This window comes from Dactylosporangium cerinum, assembly GCF_042653625.1.
Lineage (GTDB): Bacteria > Actinomycetota > Actinomycetes > Mycobacteriales > Micromonosporaceae > Dactylosporangium > Dactylosporangium cerinum.
On sequence record NZ_JBHSIU010000023.1, the window covers coordinates 1 to 16,888 of the forward strand.

Annotated in this window: 11 protein-coding genes; 7 read left to right on the forward strand and 4 right to left on the reverse strand. The window is 69.1% G+C overall.

Annotated elements, in window-relative coordinates:
• Together ACFPIJ_RS21675 and ACFPIJ_RS21680 are read left to right on the forward strand one after the other, a co-directional pair.
• On the forward strand, positions 1–2,247 hold a 2,247-nt coding region (locus tag ACFPIJ_RS21675), incomplete at its 5' end, for a type I polyketide synthase (RefSeq protein WP_380116995.1).
• A gap of 101 nt (positions 2,248–2,348) precedes the next feature.
• Complete coding sequence (locus ACFPIJ_RS21680) at positions 2,349–3,122, forward strand: thioesterase II family protein (protein WP_380116996.1); 774 nt, start codon at positions 2,349–2,351, stop codon at positions 3,120–3,122.
• Positions 3,123–3,421: 299 nt separating this feature from the next.
• Here the strand turns inward: ACFPIJ_RS21680 and ACFPIJ_RS21685 are convergent, their stop codons facing one another.
• From ACFPIJ_RS21685 to ACFPIJ_RS21695, 3 genes are all read right to left on the reverse strand, one after another.
• Entirely contained in the window at positions 3,422–3,868 is a 447-nt protein-coding gene (locus ACFPIJ_RS21685) for a hypothetical protein (protein WP_380116997.1), read from the reverse strand.
• A 126-nt stretch (positions 3,869–3,994) separates the two neighbouring features.
• Positions 3,995–7,639 (reverse strand): hypothetical protein, encoded by a 3,645-nt coding sequence (locus ACFPIJ_RS21690; protein ID WP_380116998.1) that lies wholly within the window; start codon positions 7,637–7,639, stop codon positions 3,995–3,997.
• A 13-nt stretch (positions 7,640–7,652) separates the two neighbouring features.
• Positions 7,653–9,716: a hypothetical protein gene (locus ACFPIJ_RS21695; protein WP_380116999.1), complete on the reverse strand. Its 2,064-nt coding sequence runs from the start codon at positions 9,714–9,716 to the stop codon at positions 7,653–7,655.
• A gap of 27 nt (positions 9,717–9,743) precedes the next feature.
• Here ACFPIJ_RS21695 and ACFPIJ_RS21700 point away from each other — a divergent pair, with 27 nt between their 5' ends.
• Both ACFPIJ_RS21700 and coaD read left to right on the forward strand, forming a co-directional pair.
• Entirely contained in the window at positions 9,744–10,181 is a 438-nt protein-coding gene (locus ACFPIJ_RS21700) for an IclR family transcriptional regulator domain-containing protein (protein WP_380117000.1), read from the forward strand.
• A 441-nt stretch (positions 10,182–10,622) separates the two neighbouring features.
• The gene (gene coaD / locus ACFPIJ_RS21705; RefSeq protein ID WP_380117001.1) at positions 10,623–11,207 is read left to right on the forward strand and encodes a pantetheine-phosphate adenylyltransferase; all 585 of its coding nucleotides are present in this window, start codon (positions 10,623–10,625) and stop codon (positions 11,205–11,207) included.
• Here coaD and ACFPIJ_RS21710 read toward each other — a convergent pair.
• Complete coding sequence (locus tag ACFPIJ_RS21710; protein ID WP_380117002.1) at positions 11,204–12,193, reverse strand: phosphatidylinositol mannoside acyltransferase; 990 nt, start codon at positions 12,191–12,193, stop codon at positions 11,204–11,206. The genes coaD and ACFPIJ_RS21710 overlap by 4 nt on opposite strands.
• Before the next feature lie 508 nt (positions 12,194–12,701).
• Between ACFPIJ_RS21710 and ACFPIJ_RS21715 the strand changes: the two genes are divergently transcribed.
• The 3 genes from ACFPIJ_RS21715 to ACFPIJ_RS21725 form a co-directional block, all read left to right on the forward strand.
• Positions 12,702–13,934 (forward strand): nucleotide disphospho-sugar-binding domain-containing protein, encoded by a 1,233-nt coding sequence (locus ACFPIJ_RS21715; protein ID WP_380117003.1) that lies wholly within the window; start codon positions 12,702–12,704, stop codon positions 13,932–13,934.
• 172 nt (positions 13,935–14,106) lie between these two features.
• Entirely contained in the window at positions 14,107–15,183 is a 1,077-nt protein-coding gene (locus ACFPIJ_RS21720; RefSeq protein ID WP_380117004.1) for a class I SAM-dependent methyltransferase, read from the forward strand.
• A gap of 26 nt (positions 15,184–15,209) precedes the next feature.
• Positions 15,210–16,888: type I polyketide synthase (locus tag ACFPIJ_RS21725; RefSeq protein WP_380117005.1), on the forward strand; the 1,679-nt coding region annotated here is incomplete at its 3' end.

Sequence of the window (16,888 nt, forward strand, 5' to 3'; positions counted from 1 at the left end):
GAGGTGTTCGCCGAGGTTGTCCTGCCGGAGCCGGCTGCGCAGGAGGCCGGCCTGTTCGGGATACACCCGGCCCTGCTGGACGGGGCCCTGCACCCGGCCCTGCTCGACGCTGGTCTGCTCGGTGGCGATGACGGGTTGCGGTTGCCGTTCGCGTGGTCGGGGGTGTCGGTGTTCGCTGCCGGGGCCGGGATGCTGCGGGTGCGGCTGACCCGGGCAGGCGATGACGGGCTCGCTCTGGAGGTGGCTGACGGGACCGGTATGCCGGTGGCGATGGTGGAGTCACTGATCGCCCGCACGGTCAGCACTGAACAGTTGCATGCTGCCGCCGATGTGTTTGGTGACCGTCTGTTCCAGGTCGATTGGGTGGCGCCGACCGGTGTCGGGTCGGTGTCGGCATCGGCCCGGTGGGCGGTGCTCGGCGTCGACGGGTCGGACCTGGCTGCCGGACTCCGGTCGGTGGGAGCCGAGGTACGGCAGTATCCGGATCTGGCTGGGTTGCGTCAGGCGGTTGTTGATGGCGCTCCGGTGCCTGATCTGGTGTTGGCCGCGGATATCCCGGTGCCTGCTGATGGTGAGGTCGGTGTGCGGGTGCGGGCGGTGACGGGTTGGGTGTTGGAGTTGGTGCAGTCGTGGCTGGCTGATGACCGGTGGGGCGCGGCCCGGTTGGTGGTCCTGACCCGGGACGCGGTCGCTGTCAACGCCGGTGATGGTGTTGATGTGGTGCTGGCGTCGGTGTGGGGTTTGGTGCGTGCGGCGCAGTCGGAGCATCCGGACCGGATTGTGTTGGTGGATGTGGATGGCCGTCCGGCGTCGTGGCGGGTGTTGCCGACGGTGTTGGGTGGGGATGAGCCGCAGTTGGCGATCCGTGACGGTAGTGCCGTCGCTCCCCGGCTGGTGCGGACCGGACTGGCACCCCAGCACGACGCCGACGTCAGTTTCGGTTCCGGGACGGTGTTGGTGACCGGCGGGACCGGAGGTGTGGGGGCGTTGGTGGCCCGTCACCTGGTGACCCGGCATGGGGTGCGGCATCTGGTGCTGACCAGCCGACGGGGTGCGGACGCGCCGGGTGCGGTGCAGTTGCAGCAGGAGCTGTCCGGGTTGGGTGCGCACGTGCGGGTCGTGGCGTGTGACGTCGCCGACCGGGACGCCGTCGCGGGGCTGCTGACCGGGGTGGTGCGGGATCGGCCGTTGACGGCGGTGGTGCATGCGGCTGGGGTGTTGGACGACGGGGTGGTCTCGGCGCTGACCCCGCAGCGGATCGATGCGGTACTGCGCCCGAAGGCTGACGGGGCGTGGCACCTGCACGAGCTGACCCAGGGCATGAACCTGTCGGCGTTTGTGTTGTTCTCTTCGGTGGCGGGGACGCTGGGGTCTGCTGGTCAGGGGAACTACGCCGCGGCGAATGCGTTCCTGGACGGGTTGGCGCACGCCCGTCGGGCGGCGGGTCTGCCTGGGGTGTCGTTGGCGTGGGGGTTGTGGGAACAGGCCAGCGGGATGACCGGTCATCTCAGCGACACCGACCTGGCCCGGATGAACCGCTCAGGCGTGTCGGCGCTGACCGAGCAGCAGGGCCTGGAACTGTTCGACACCGCAGTCCTGGCCGGGCTGTCCGCACCAGCGCACCTGGTACCGGCACTGCTGGACACCAAAGCTCTGCGCGGGACGGGTCCGGTCCCGGCACTGCTCCGCGCGCTGGTACGGCGTCCGGCCCACCGGGTCCAGGCAGTCGCTGCTGTGGGTGGATCGGTCCTGACCCGCCGCCTGACTGGGGTGCCCGCAACGGAGCAGCAGGCGGTGGTCCTGGACGTGGTCCGCAGCGAGATCGCCGCGGTGCTGGGCCACGCCAGCCCCACCGCCGTGGACCCCGATCGGGCGTTCACCGAGGCCGGGTTCGACTCACTGACCGCCGTCGAACTGCGCAACCGACTCGGAACCGTCACCGGGCTACGGCTGCCGGCTACCTTGGTGTTCGACCACCCGAACCCCACCGCGCTGGCCGCCTACCTGACCGAACAGGTCAGGCCGAAGGGGAAAGACCAGTCCACCGATGAAGTGGCGATCAGAGAGCTCTTCGCGTCGATCCCGCTGGACAGAATCCGCAGAGCGGGCTTGCTGGATGTCCTGTTGGACCTGGCGAAGTCATCGCAGTCGGAAGCCAAGGAGGAGGATCTTGATTATGAGGAAGCGATCGAATCGATGGACGCTGAGGAGCTCATCAGGTTGGCACTCGGGAACGCCGATGACTGAGCTGAACCGATGAGTCCTCGACTGGCTTCTTCACAACATAGCGTCTGCCCGAATGCCGAGCTTGTCTCGCGAGTAGGTCAGACTGGACGAAAGGTGTTGGCGTGAGCGCTTTTGCCAGCGGAAGCCAGTGGCTCCGTAATCTCTTCCCGACCGCAAAGAACGACGCCCGGCTGATGTGCTTCCCGCACGCTGGGGGAGCGGCCAGCTATTACCTCCCCATGGCCAAGGCTCTGGCGTCGGTCGCGGATGTGACGGCGATTCAATATCCGGGCAGGCAGGATCGTCGGAGCGAGAGTCCGATCGGTGATATCGGCACTCTCGCGGATCGAATCGTCGAAGTCTTGGATCCCATCCCAGGCGAACGTCCAGTGGCCTTCTTCGGGCACAGCATGGGAGCTGTCGTCGCGTTCGAGGTTGCGCGACGTCTGGAGGATCTCCGTGCCAACACACCGGTTGTGCTGTTCGCCTCCGGAAGGCGTGCGCCGAGCATCCAGCGCCAGGAGGCCGTGGGCAAGTACAGCGACGACGGCCTCATCGCCGAGATCCGCGCCCTGGACGGCACGAATTCCTCCATGCTTCACGACGACGAGCTGGTGCGCATGATCCTGCCCGCGGTGCGCGCCGACTATCGAGCGATCGAGTCCTACGTCTGCGCGCCAGAGGCGGTGATCGCCCGCCCGATCGTGGCGATCCTGGGGACCGAAGATCCGCGTGTAAGCCTCAGTGATGCCCAGGCGTGGGAAAGCCACACGACGGGCAAATTCGATCTCCACACCCTGCCGGGAAACCACTTCTACATCAACGGTCACCTGGATGAGCTGAGGGCGTTGGTACGCAGCGGATTGGATGAGTTCTCTGCCTTCCGCAAGCTTTGAAGGCTCTCCGAACATGCATGAATGGCGGCCAGGCCGGCGGGTCCACCTCCTTGACGGCAGGTGGACCCGCCTTGTGAGGTCCCTGTAGTCCTCCGTCCACAAGTCCCAACGCACTTGAGTGCCTGAGCCCTGATCCACCGATGATCGGTTTCGACGGGGGGCGGCCGACGTGCTCGACCTGTGTGCCCGCTGGCCTGCGGCGGTTTGTTCCAGCTCGCCGACGGCTCGGGCGGCGTCGCGCTGTGGTTGGCCAGCGGTGACGATGGGAGCGGTTCGCCGCCGGCCAGGGCTTGCGGGCTTCAGTACGGGTTGCCGCAGACCCGCCAGGTGCCGTCCGTGTCCTGGACGACCGGGATGTAGCGGGTCTCATCGCTACCGTCGGCGAAGTTGCGGGTCTCATCGCTACCGTCGGCGAAGTTCAGGTGCAGGTTGAACACGAACCGCTCGGCGAAGGTCGGACCGACTGCCGGCGTGTCGGGTGCGTTGACCTTGCTGGCGAGCTCCCAGTCCTTGATCTTCTTCTGTTTGGCGATGTAGGCATCGAAGGCGGCCGCGTCGAACCGGTCGCGGGTCGCGCTGCAGAGCTCGCCGTAGGCGTCGTTGCCCGCGCCGGCGCGGAGGTGGTTGACGAAACTGCTCAGGACCTCGCGAGCGGCTGTGTCCGTCGGGCCGCCGTCACCGCAGCCGCTGAGCACGCAGAGCAGCGCGCCGCCCACGGCGACCTTCCAGACCCTCGTCATCCGCATGCGCTCATGTTGGTCGCGGCGTGCAACTGCACGGCCCTGCGGACCGTGGGGGCCATTGCCGGCCGCTGCGGGGACGGTTGTCGTACCCCGACCGGTTCCTGTGTCGTTGCCGGCTGACAACCGGGTTCATCCGCGCGGCACGTCGACCGTGTCGGCGTAGACGACCCGTTCGGCGAAGCCGTTGCCCGCGTCGGCCGGGGTGCGTTCGACCTCGGTGATCACCAGTCGGTGCTCGTGCCCGGCGGGTAGGACCGGCTTCGGCAGGCTGAGCAGCCGCCAGTGCCCGGCCGAGTCGTCGCGGACCGCTTCGTGCGCGACCTCGTCGACGAAGGTCCACGCACCTGTGGACCCGGACGGCCGGGCCGCCCAGCGGGCCTGCACCCGGCACCGCGCCGCCGCGTCGGAGCGGGTCTGGCCGCGCCCGCGGACGGCGTAGTAGGGCGCGCCGGTCAATATCACGTCCACGGTGGCGTCCTCGCGTGCCACCACGTCCAGACGCCGATCCTGTAGCAGCTGGATCGGGTCGAGGATGGTGACCGGCGAGATCATGCACCGGTCCGGGGACACCCCCGGGTCGTCGACCAGGCCGGGCCCGCGCAGCGAGGCACGCTGGAAGCGGGCCACGACCAGGCGCACGAACGGCATGTAGGCCGGGCCGGCGTCCACGTCGATGTCGCAGAACCAGCGCCCGCTGGCCTCGTCGTACTCGGGCGTGAATCCGGCAACGGTCACCGCGGTCGGGCCGCCGTCGTGCAGCGTGCGCAGCTCGGCGAGCTCGACGTCGAGGGTGGCGACGGCGTTGCGGAGCTGCGCGGGTCGCAGCGGCGTGGGGATTCCGGCGATGCGGATGGGGTCCAGGCCGATGCGGGAGACGAGTCCGGCGCGTCGTTCGCCGGCGGTGTCGTCGACGTCGAAGTCGGGGCCGCCGAGGACGACGCCGAGCAGTTCGCCGTCGCCGGTGGCGAACCAGGGGCGCTGCAGGTAGACGCGGATGCCGCCGTGGCGTTCGCGGATCGTCGTGCCGTCGTGCTGCTGGGTGTGCCACAGCAGCGCCGGTACCACGTCGAGGATCATGAGGGCGGGTGCCGGTGCGCTGTTGAGGATCTCGCAGATGATCGGGGTGCCGTCGATGGTGAGGCCGCCGCGGGCCGCAGCGACGTGCGGGTCGAAGCAGTCGACGAACCTGGTGGTGGCGACCAGGTGGTAGCTGATGCGGCGGTGGCGGGTCTCGCCGAGCTGGTGGCTGGGCAGGGTGGTGCCGGTGGACAGGTGCAGGCAGTGGCCGCCGGCGCCGGTCGGGTCCGGTCGGGCGCGGGCGGACCAGCCGTCGGGCAGCGTGTGGGTGAGGACGGTGCCGTGCTGGTCGCGCCATTGCCAGGCGGGCCGGGTGAGGTCGTCGACCTGGGCCCGCCAGTTGGCGATGAGGGCGACGGTGCCCGTGGTCTTGGCGTCGACCCACGCGTCGAGGACGAGGTCGACGGCCGTGTCGTTGAGGCCTCGCCGGATCTGCGGTACGGCGGCGAAGTCGGGCGGCAGCAGCGGGCGGATGACGGCGTGCACGACGGTGACCGGCTGCGGCGGGGTGAGCATGCCGTGCCCGCCGGTCGTGGCGGCGGCCTCCAGCTGCGCCGCCAGGGTGCCGTCGCGGGTCTCGCGGGCCCACCGCAGCAGGGCCATGAGCTCGGGCTCGGCGACCAGCGACGAGGCGCGTACCTCGGCGACGTCGCCGGGGTTGGTCGCCACGTGCAGCGTGTGGGTGGTCGGGTCGTAGATCGGTCCCTCACCGGTCGTGCCGGTGCAGTGCAGGGTGATGGTGTGCGGCTGGTGCCAGGCGGGGGCGTCGAAGCGGACCTCGGTCGGGGTGTCCATGGTGGTGGGCAGGCCGCGCAGGGCGATCCCGGCGGCGAGCGGGTCGGGCAGGTACGGCGGGGTGGGTCCGACGGGGTAGGTCAGGGCCCGGCCGTCGCGGGCCCTGACCGCCCGGCCGTCGGCCCGCCGGTCGGGGTGGCGGTCCGCGCCGATGGCGTCGTCGAGGCGGCCGTGCAGCTGGGCCAGCTGGGCGGATCCGGGTGGCGGCAGGATCACGCGGCGGGCGGGTTCGACGGTACCGTCGAGGTAGTTGCGCACGACGAGGCGGTGCACGGTCTCGCCGGGTCCGAAGGCGGCCCTGCCGTGCTCGACCTGGGCGGCGTCGGGGGCGAAGACCGGCGGTCCGCCGGGCTCGAAGCGCAGGTAGGCGCGGGCCGGGGTGGCGGCGTCGGGCGCGTCGGCGAGGTCCGGGCCGTTGCCGGCCAGGTCGACGGTGCGCAGCCGCACCTGGTAGGCGTGGCCGAACCGCAGCCGGGGCAGGCTGCCGGGCGTCACGGTGGGTCGCACGGTGAGCCGCATCCGTTGGGCGGGGGTCGGCTGCGGCGCGGGGGTGTCCATGGGCAGCGGGGTCTCGGGGCGGGGTGCGGAGAGGCTCCAGCCGCTCCAGACGATGAGGTTCTCGTGGAGGTACACCTCGGAGCCGGGGTCGGCGGAGCCGGTGTGCATGCCGATGGCGAACATGCCCTCCTGGTCGGGCTCGACGATGGGCTGCGGGTGGTCCTCGACGTCGTAGGTGACGCTGCGGCGGTGCAGCGATCGCCAGCGGCCGTCGTGGTCGAGGTCGCGGACGTCCATCCGGTAGCCACGGGTGAGGTCCTCGGCGTACAGCAGCGGCTCGGTGCCCATCGCCTCGAGGCGGGTCAACGACGCGTGCACGCTGCGGGCGTGACCGATCCGGACCAGGGCGAGCCCGGCGGTGCGCAGTGCGGGTGGTCCGGCGTCGGCGGCGTTCGTGCGCAGCGCCGCGAGCATGGTGCTCACCTTGTGTACGGCGCCGTCGACGTCGAGCTCCTCCAGGACGTACTCGTCGGCGGGCAGGGGCAGCACGCCGGGTGGGCCGCCGTCGAGTCGGGCGGCGTGGCCGGTGGCGGGGTCCACGGCGGTGTGTGGGCGCTGGTCGGGGCCGGTGGCCTGCATCCGCAGGGTCGTCACACCGGGCGGAAGGGCGGCGGTGAGGTCGGCCTCGGCGTCGATGACCAGGCCGAGGCGGCGCAGCAGCAGGGGGTGTTCGCCGAGGGCGGTCAGCCGTTCGTGGAAGTCCATGCGGGGCACGGTCCGGGCGGCGGGTGCGGCGGGTGCGGCGGCGAAGGCGACGGCTCGGGCCACCTGGTCGGCACGGTTGCGGGCCGGTGGGAGGACCTCCAGCATCGGCCGAGGTCCGTCGTCCGCGGCGGTGCGGGCGGTGCCGGCCGTGCAGGCGCGGACGATGAGGTCGGGCAGCTGGGGCAGCAGGTCCGGCACGGCGAAGTCGGCGAAGCGCTCGTCGAGTCCTGGGCCGCCGGGCGTCTCCTCGGCGGTGTCCAGGTAGGCGGTCTGCAGCGCCTGGACGACGTCGGGGACCGCGTACGTGCACACGGGCCGGTCGGCGTGCCGTTCCGGCTCGTACGGCACGACGGGGAGGGTGGCCGGCAGCAGGGCGCGCCACAGGGCCGAGTCGGCGGGCGGCGAGACGACCGTCAGCGGCACGGTCTGTTCGCCGCCGCCGGCGGTGGGGACGCTGAGCATGAGGGCGATCTGCGGGAGCCGGGCGGGCCAGTCGGTGAAGTCCGGGAACTCGGCGAGGGTTGTCTCGCCGAGGTCGCCGGAGAGCCGGGGCGCGACGAAGATCGACAGCCGGAGGCGGGTGCCGTCAGCGGTGCGGCCGTTGGGGCAGACCGTCCAGGTGATCTGCTGTGTTGACACGGTGGTCTCCGATTCAGGCGAACGCTTGGCAGTACCGGTCCCAGGCGTCGGCGTCGGTGTCGTCGGGCGGGGCCGGGTCCGGGTCCGGGCCGGCGATGAGCAGCGCGTCCGGCGCGCGACCGCCGACGCCGTGCCGGGCCGGTGCGGAACCGGCGAAGCGGCGCTCGACGTCGAAGGTGAGGCTCTTGCTGAAGAAGAGCACGCTGATGCCGACGGTGAGGGTGGCGTAGCCGTGGACGTCGCCGGTGTCGGCGTCGTAGCTCAGGCCCATCCGGAAGTCGACGGTCACGCTGACGATGCCCAGGACCTCGAGGTACCCGCCGCAGCGCACGTAGCCGCTGATGCGTGCCTTGCCGTCGGTGAGCCGCAGGTAGATGCCGACCATGGCGTGGACGCCGCCGCGGGCCACGACGACGTCGATCTCGCAGTTGCCGCCGAACTCCAGCGCCGCCTCGATCTCGGTCACGCCGCGCTCGCCGTCGGCGGTCAGTGCGAAGAAGCCGGTGCCGGCCAGGAAGAGCACGCCAACGGTGAACGGGCGGTCCCGGTGGGCGAACGCGAAGCGCAGCTGCGGTGCGGCGCCGGTGAACGGCAGGGTGAGCCGGGTCGACAGGGCGAGACCGGCGAGGGCGAACACGCCGACCTTGGCGTCGGGCAGGGCGACGGCGTAGCCCGCCTCGATGCCCGTCGGGGTGACCGTGACCGTGGTGCCCGAGCCGAACCCGGCCTCGCCGAGGGCGCCGGCCAGGTCGGCGAGGAAGGCGAGCTCGCCGGCGAAGGCGACGGTGCAGGCGCCCGTGCTGACCGTCGGGGGTGCGCCTGCGTCGGCGACGAAGTGCAGCGCCGCGAAATGGACGGTGACGACGCCGCCGACGGAGACGGCCAGGTCGGTGACGGTGCCCTCGATGTGGCCGTTCGCCCGCCGCTCGGCGGTGCCGGCGGCGGTGGTCGACATGGTGGCCTGCAGGTCCAGGGTGGCGTCGGGGCCGAAGGACAGCGACCGGCTCGTCGTGGCGTGCAGGGTGGCGTGCAGCAGGTACTCGACCTCGACGGTGTCACCGACCGGTCGGGTGCGCATGGTGGGAGTGCCGGTGACCTCGGCGATGACGTCCTGGAACGGCACGATGCCCAGCAGCCGGGCAGCGCCGAAGATCGCGGCGAGGTCGGGGCGGGGCTGGGCGTCGGTGAAGGCGAGCGGCACGGCGCCGCGCTGGGTGCTCAGCGCGCCGACGACGGTGTCGGGCGTGGCGAGGCCACCGGCGCGTTCGGCGGTGAAGGCGACCGAGACCTCGTCGAGGAGTTGCAGGAACGCCCCGGTCGGGTTGGCGGCGCCGAGGCCGTGCGCGGTGTACTTGTCGCTGAGCACGACGCGGGTCGGTGCGCTGCGGGTCGGGTCGAAGTGGCGCAGCGCGTCGAGGACGACGTCGTAGCCGGCGATGTCGAGCAGCCAGGCCGGGCGGCCGTCGGGGGTCTGGAGGGTGAACGTCATCGAGGTCACCGGGACCGCGGTCGGGCCGCCGTGCACACCGTCCGGGTCGGCCAAGGCGATCGGCTGGCCGCCGGTCGGCCGGGTACGGCGGCTGTCCGGGCCGTCGTTGAACGCGCGGTACACCGCCGCGGCGTCGCCGGCGACGGGTTCGGGGACGAACATCAGGGGCATGGTGAAGGCGACGGTGCGGCCGTCCCAGTCGGTGGCGGTCACGGCGAAGTCGACGTCCTGGCCGCCGGCGCGGATCCAGGCGGGTGCGCCCTCCTCCGGCCGTTCGTCGAGCGGCACACGCAGCGTCTGCAGGCGCAGCCGGCGCAGCGGCATCTCGCGCCCGCCGAAGGGGTAGCCGGCGCCGATCTCGCCGCACGGCACCTCGGGCTCGGCGACGACAAGGCAGTGGCTGCGGTGCAGGTACCCGACCGGGACCTGCTGCACGAGGCGCTCGGCGACCGTGTAGACGTAGCTGCCGGCGACCTCGTGCTCGGCGCCGCCGGCGCAGCCGCCGGGGGCGTTGATCAGCCGGCCGCAGCGTTCGCAGCGCAGGGCGCCGAGGGTGAAGTCGGGCTGGGAGATCGAGGTGCCGTCCATGCCGACCTCGACGGCGGCAACACGCTCGTGGAGTGCGCGTACGGCAGCAACCGCGCCGACGACGTGCGCCGGCCGTGGCCGACCGTCATCCACAACGCCGGCTTCCTGGCCACCGCGTCGGGCCGGCTCGTTCTGGCCGACCGCCCGGAGCTGCTCGAGGCGCTGCGGTCCCGGTCGCTGCCGCGGCTCACCCGGTACACGGCCACCGGCTGGGGCCACCTCGCCCGCTCGGTCGACGCCGCCCGCGGCGACCGGCTCGCCGTCGAGAACGAGCAGTCGCTGCTGGGCTACAACTGCCTGGCCGCCGGCGTGTACGGGCGCGACGGCACCCTGGTCGGCGCCGTCGGCGTCGTCGGGCGGACCGGCGCGTTCGTCGCCGAGCGGCTGCGGCGCCCGGTCCGTGAGGCGGCCGCCCAGCTGAGCCTGATCATGGCTGCGGCCCCGCCGGATCCTGGCGGACGGTGACGTCAGGCGCACCGGCGCCAGGTCACGGCGGCGGCGCGGCACCCGACCCGGTCGGAAAGGGTCGTCCAGAAGTCCACGCCGCAGCCCGGGCGCGTCCAGTGCAACGCGGTCCGATCGTCGCAGCCCGGCGGGAAAAGTGTGCGGGTGCCGAGGCCGCCACCTCGGCACCCGCATCGGGACCCGGACCGTAGGTCCGAAGTCGCCACCGGTCACCAGCGGCACACCCTGCACCGCTACGGGACCGGCTGCGGCGCGGTGTCACCCGGCCGCCAGAACCGTTCGTGGAGTCGCCGCAACGACTCAACTCAGAGCGTGCCGGACCTGCGTTACAGGCGGATGACAAACCGTGAGTGTCCCTGTGACAAAACCGGTGCAACCTAGTGGCCCTATCTGAGTAATATGTTTCTGCGCGTTCGGGCTCGGGCGGCCTACCCTGGTCTGGTGCCTCATGTGTCGTATGGCGGTACCGGGTCAGCCCGAGCGGTCTATCCAGGCACGTTCGATCCGTTCACGCCAGGTCATTTTGATGTTGTTGACCGGTCGCGCCGTATGTTTGATCGGGTCACGGTTCTGGTTGCCGTCAACGACGGCAAGCAGCCGTCCGGGACGACTGCTGAGCGGGCGAGGGAGATCCGGGCCTTGCTTCCGGCGGGCTGGGAGAACGTTGTGGTCGCCGCCTGGCATGGGTTGACGGTGGACTACTGCCGGCGGAACGGCTGCGGGGTGATCATCCGCGGGGTCAGGAACTCGGGCGATTGCGCGCACGAGTACGAACTCGCCGCGATGAATGAAGCGCTGGGCGTGACGACGTTGTTGTTGCCGGCCCGGCCGGAGCTGGCGACGATGTCGTCCACGGCCGTGCGGGCTCTGCAGCGCGGGGGAGCTTCCGTGCTCGAAACCATGTACGCCAACCTGACCGAGGTCGTACGTCAGCGCCCGGGGACGGCGGTAGTGCGAAGCACAGCGGGTGCGGTGGAGGAGACCTACGACCTTCTGGTGGACGCCCTGCGCAAGCCGAGCCCCTAGCGACCCGGCGCGACGTGACCGCCCGGTTGCAGCCGGCCGAATGAGCCGCCGGGCGACCGCCGGGCCGATCGTGGCGTCTTGCCGGGATCCAGGTCGGCCAGGAAGTACTTCTGCAACATGTGCCAGTCCTCGGGATGCGCGGCGATACCGTCCGCGTAGGCGTCTGCGAGCGCCTGTGTCATCCGAGCGATCTTCTCCTGTCGGGTGCCTTCGGACGGCACTGGGATCTCCGGATGGATTCTGATACCCATCCGGCCCGGACCCGAGTACCAGAGACTCGCCGGATGCAGCCAGCAGCCGGTATGTACGGCGAGCGCCGCCGGTCCGGCGGCCATCCGCGTGGTCTCACCGAAGAACTCCACCAGGACTCCGGACGCGCCGAGGTCGCGATCCGCGACGAGGCAGACGGTGCGGCCCTCCCGAAGCCGCCGCGCCAGGGTCCCGAAGACCGACGGTCCGCCGTCGTGCGGCAGCACTTCCATCCCGAGTTTGCGTCGATACTCCCAAAACCGCTCAGCGACCGCCTCGGGCTTGAGGTTCTCGGCGACCGTGGTGAGCTCGGTCGAGTGGGTCGCGATGAGCCACGCTCCGGCATGGTCGTAGTTTCCGGTGTGGCCGAGCGCCAGCAGGACGCCGCGTTCTGAACGGATCGCCGCGGCGAGGCGCGCATTGTCTTCGTCGGCGATGTCGATGCTGTCCACGATGCGGCTCCGGTCCCACCCGTTCATCCGGAATGCCTCGCAGTAGTACCGCAGCGCCGATCGCATACCCTTGCGGGACATTGCGGCGAGGGTTTGCGGCGTTGTGTCCTTGCCCAGGACCCTGAGGAGATTGGCCTCCAATTGCAGGACCTGTGTGCCGCGCTGCTTCCAGACCCGATCGGCGATGCGGTCGAAGAGGCGGTAGGCCGTCCTTTCCGTCATGGCCCTGAGGAAGAACCAGGCGGCCCCGTAACCGTACGCGATGAACCGGTCTTTGACGTTCACGCAGTCACTGTGGCACACACCCCGTCCGGGATGTGCGCGCCCCAGACCAGCCCGCATCCACCGGGTTGAGCTAAAGCGCCTTGTGTCGCACCAGGATCCGGCGGAGCGCAGGTAGCTGCCCCCGTCCAGAGACCTGCTCGAGGACAACGTTCCCGGCGTAGCAGAGGCGCCCCGGGCCCGGCGCGGTCGCCGCGTCGTGCCCAGCAGTACGGCCAGTTCGTGCTTCCTGTACTCGCCCTGCTCAGATCGGGTGGTAGGTCAGGTGTGCCACGTCAGCCTGGCAGGGAGGGCACCGGCGCGGGCGTTTGGAGCGGTTCGAGCGGTCGTGACAAATCTCGTGCCTTCTGCGAGGATTGCTGCGCGTCTATCATAGCCCTGCGAGAAGGGAAGAACGGCCAGCGGCCGCGGCGCTCGGCATGCTACGTCCTACGGACTTGCATATCAACCCGCTATCAGGGGTTTTGTCCGAGATGACGGCATTGTCCAGTTTGTATCACGGGGATTAGCTATGCGTGTTCTGTTTGTAACAATGCCCATCGTGCCGCACTTCTATCCCATGGCAGCTCTCGCCTGGGCTTTTCGTGCCGCCGGCCATGACGTGAGGGTCGCAGGGCAACCGGCGATCCATAAAGTGGTCACCGGCGCCGGATTGCCGGCCGTGTCCATCGGGGACGGTTACAACCCCGAAGAAGACATGATGACCACGCTTCGCAGTCTTTCCAGCGGGGTCGAGGAAATCGCCAGATTCGGGATGGACGATGTGCTGAACCTGCCCGACAGGCTCAGACGCCGATTCACCGAAGCGAGAATCGCGCCCTTCGTCAGACTCGCCGAGGTCATGGCCCGCGATCTGGTTGCGTTCGTGGAATTTTGGAAGCCGGATCTCATCATATCCGACCCCTTGATTTTCGCAGCACCGATCGCGGCCGAGATCTCAGGCGTGCCGTTGGTCCGGAACCTGTGGGGTCCGGACGTCATCGCTCGCATGAATTTTCCGGGTCAGAGCATGACCGGAATGGGGCACCTGCAGGACTGGTGGCCGGAAGACCTCGTCGAGCTCTATCGCTCCTTCAACGTGAAGGTACGCTCCAATTACGCGGCGGCCAGTATCGATCCGTGTCCGACGAGCCTGCAATTGCCAGGCGTCCCAAACCGTGTCCCGATGCGATATGTGCCATACAACGGGTCCGGGGTTCTGCCGTCGTGGCTGACCGAACACAACGACCGGCGTCGGGTCTGCGTCACGTGGGGCACTTCGACGACAAGGCTTTTGGGCGAATCCGGATTCCTCGTCCCCCAGATCTTGGACGCGCTGCGGGGCGTCGACGTAGAGGTCGTCCTGGCGATCGGCGAGCCTGATCGGCATCTCATCGCGGACTCCACGGGTGTGCGGATCGTCGAGAACCTGCCGCTGAATCTCCTGCTCCCCACCTGCTCTCTCCTGGTGCATCCGGGCGGGGCCGGAACGATGCTCACGGCGGCCACTCTCGGAGTGCCCCAGGTCATCCTGCCGCAGATCGCCGACCAGCATGTCAACGCCGCGCAACTTGCTGCAACGGGGGCGGGCGTCAACATACCTCCGGGCAGTTATCAGGAGGGGATTGAAACTGCCATTCGGGAATGTCTGTCCGAGCGCCGATTCAATGAGTCGGCGAGACGGCTGCGCCGGGACATGCTCGGCCAGCCGACACCGGCCTCGGTTGTAGAGCAGCTGCTGGCTCTCGAGCCTTACCTGCCTTGACAACCGGCACGCCGGATTTCGAGGGCGCCCGAACTTCGCACGGGGCAGACCCGGTGCCCTGGCCAAGAGCCAATGTGGCGATGCGCTCTCGCAACCTGGAAACTACTAGCGGGGGAGATAGATCTTGGGCGCTGAGCAGACCCGTGATGCCGAATGCCATCGAGCGCTACGGATGATCACCGAGCATCCGGCCGATTTCGACCAGATCATCCGGGCAAGCGACCCGGACGTCATACTCGAGGTTCTGATGGCGGAGCTCGCGTCGCGATGCCGCCCTGCGAACGAGGCGGCTTCGCTCTCGGTGCAGTACCGAGTGGACTTCGGTGCCTTTCAGCGTGACTGCCTACTGCGTATCAAGTCCGAGACCGTCGACATCACGATGTGCAGCATCGATGAGAGTTCTCTCACTGTGCTCGTCTCGGTTCAGGAGCTTTGTGCGGGCCTCTTCGCCGCTCCGGAAAGGTCGCCTTCAATGCTTGGCGTGCTGGCCGGCGACGCAAGCCTCTACGAGGATTTCCATGCCTGTTTCCCAGAACCCCGGGATCTGACCGAACTCGCGATGTTCTACGGATCGGACAAGTGGGGCATGCACCGATACACCCCGCACTACGAGTTCCACCTCGGCGGCCATCGCGACAGGGCTGTAAGGCTCCTTGAGATCGGCGTCGGCGGCCATCGCGACCCGTACTCCGGGGGCGCATCGTTGCGCATGTGGGAAGAGTACTTCCCACGGGGCCTCATTTACGGCGTCGACATCTTCGACAAGCGCCCGCTGAACCGGGGCCGGGTGCGGACGTTCCAAGGCCATCAGGCCGACCACGGGTTCCTGGATACGCTGCTTTCGGAGACAGGGGAGTTGGACATCGTCATCGACGACGGCAGTCACATCAACTCTCATGTGATCGCCTCGTTCTGCTCCATCTTCCCGCATCTGCGCGACGGCGGCCTCTACGTCGTCGAGGACGTGCAGACGTCGTACTGGCCCGGCTACGGCGGCAGCAGCGTCGAGCTGAATGACCCAAGCGCGTCCATGGGGTTCTTCAAGGCGATGGTTGACGGGCTGAACTACGAGGAGTACATCGGCATCGATTACAGGCCGACCTACACGGACCTCAAGATCGTGAACATCAGCTTCTATCACAATTTGATCTTCGTTCGCAAGGGAGACAACCGAGAGGGCACATTTCCCGCGAACCGCCCTCGGATCCCGACGGTCGACATTCCTGTGCCACAGGGTGGAAACAGCTAGCTCTCAGGTGTCGTATTCCGGATTTAATGGGATCGGAGATTTGGACTGTGACGGAGCAGAACACGATCAGCAGACTCACGGAGGCGCTTCGCTCCTCCGTGAAGGAGGTCGAGCGGCTTCGCCGAGGCAACGAGAACCTGGTTGCCTCATCCCATGAGCCGATCGCGATCGTGGGGATGGCGTGTCGGTTGCCGGGGGGTGTGCGGTCTCCGGAGGGGTTGTGGGATCTGGTCGCGTCCGGCGGTGATGGGATCTCGGAGTGGCCGGCGGACCGGGGCTGGGATGTGGACGGGCTGTTCGACCCGGATCCGGATCGGTCGGGGACCAGCTATGTGCGAGACGGTGGGTTCCTGTACGACGCCGCGGACTTCGATGCGGGGTTCTTCGGGATCAGTCCGCGTGAGGCGTTGGCGATGGATCCGCAGCAGCGGCTGTTGCTGGAGGCCGCGTGGGAGGTGTTCGAGCGGGCGGGTATCGACCCTGGCTCGCTGAGGGGTTCGGACACCGGGGTGTTCGCCGGGTTGATGTATCACGACTACGCGATGGGTGTTCTGGGTTCGGGGCACGACCCTCAGGGGGTTGAGGGCTTCATCGGTACGGGTACTGCCGGGAGCGTGCTGTCGGGTCGTTTGGCCTACTCGTTCGGGTTGGAAGGACCCGCGGTCACGGTGGACACGGCGTGTTCGTCGTCGTTGGTGGCGTTGCATCTGGCGTGCCAGTCGCTGCGGCAGGGTGAGAGCTCGCTCGCGTTAGCCGGCGGCGTCACCGTAATGGCGTCACCGGGCGTGTTTGTGGAGTTCAGTCGGCAGCAGGGGTTGGCTGTCGACGGTCGCTGCAAATCCTTTGCTGGGGCTGCGGATGGCACGGGGTGGAGTGAGGGTGTCGGGTTGCTGCTGGTGGAGCGGCTGTCGGATGCGCGGCGGTTGGGGCATCCGGTGTTGGCGGTGGTGCGTGGTAGTGCGGTGAATCAGGACGGTGCGAGTAACGGTTTGACCGCGCCGAACGGCCCCTCCCAGCAGCGGGTGATCCGGCAGGCGTTGGCGAACGCGCGCCTGTCGCCCACTGACGTCGACGTGGTCGAAGCTCATGGCACCGGGACAGTGTTGGGTGACCCGATCGAGGCGCAGGCGCTGCTGGCGGTGTACGGGCAGGAGCGGGCCGATCGGGAGCCGTTGTATCTGGGGTCGTTGAAGTCGAACATCGGTCATACCCAGGCTGCGGCTGGCGTGGCGGGTGTGATCAAGATGGTCATGGCGATGCGGGCCGGTGTCCTGCCGCAGACGTTGCATGTCGACGAGCCGACACCTCACGTGGACTGGTCCTCCGGCGCGGTAGAGCTGTTGACCGAGGCCCGGTCGTGGCTTGAGTCCGGGCGGCCGCGTCGGGCTGGTGTGTCGTCGTTCGGGATCAGTGGCACCAACGCTCACGTGATTCTGGAGCAGGCCCCCGAAGCCGCTGTGGCAGTCGAGCAGGGTTCTGTGTCGTTACCGGTGGTGCCGTGGGTGTTGTCGGGTCGTAGTGCCGCGGCGCTGGCTGGTCAGGCTGAGCGGTTGCGGGCCATGCTGCTCGACGGTGCCGACCCTGGGTTGAGTGATGTGGGGTTCTCGCTGGCGGCTTCGCGGGCAGTGTTCGAGCATCGGGCTGTGGTGGTGGCTGGGGATCGGGAGGGGTTCCTGGACGGGTTGGGTGCCTTGGCCAGGGGTGA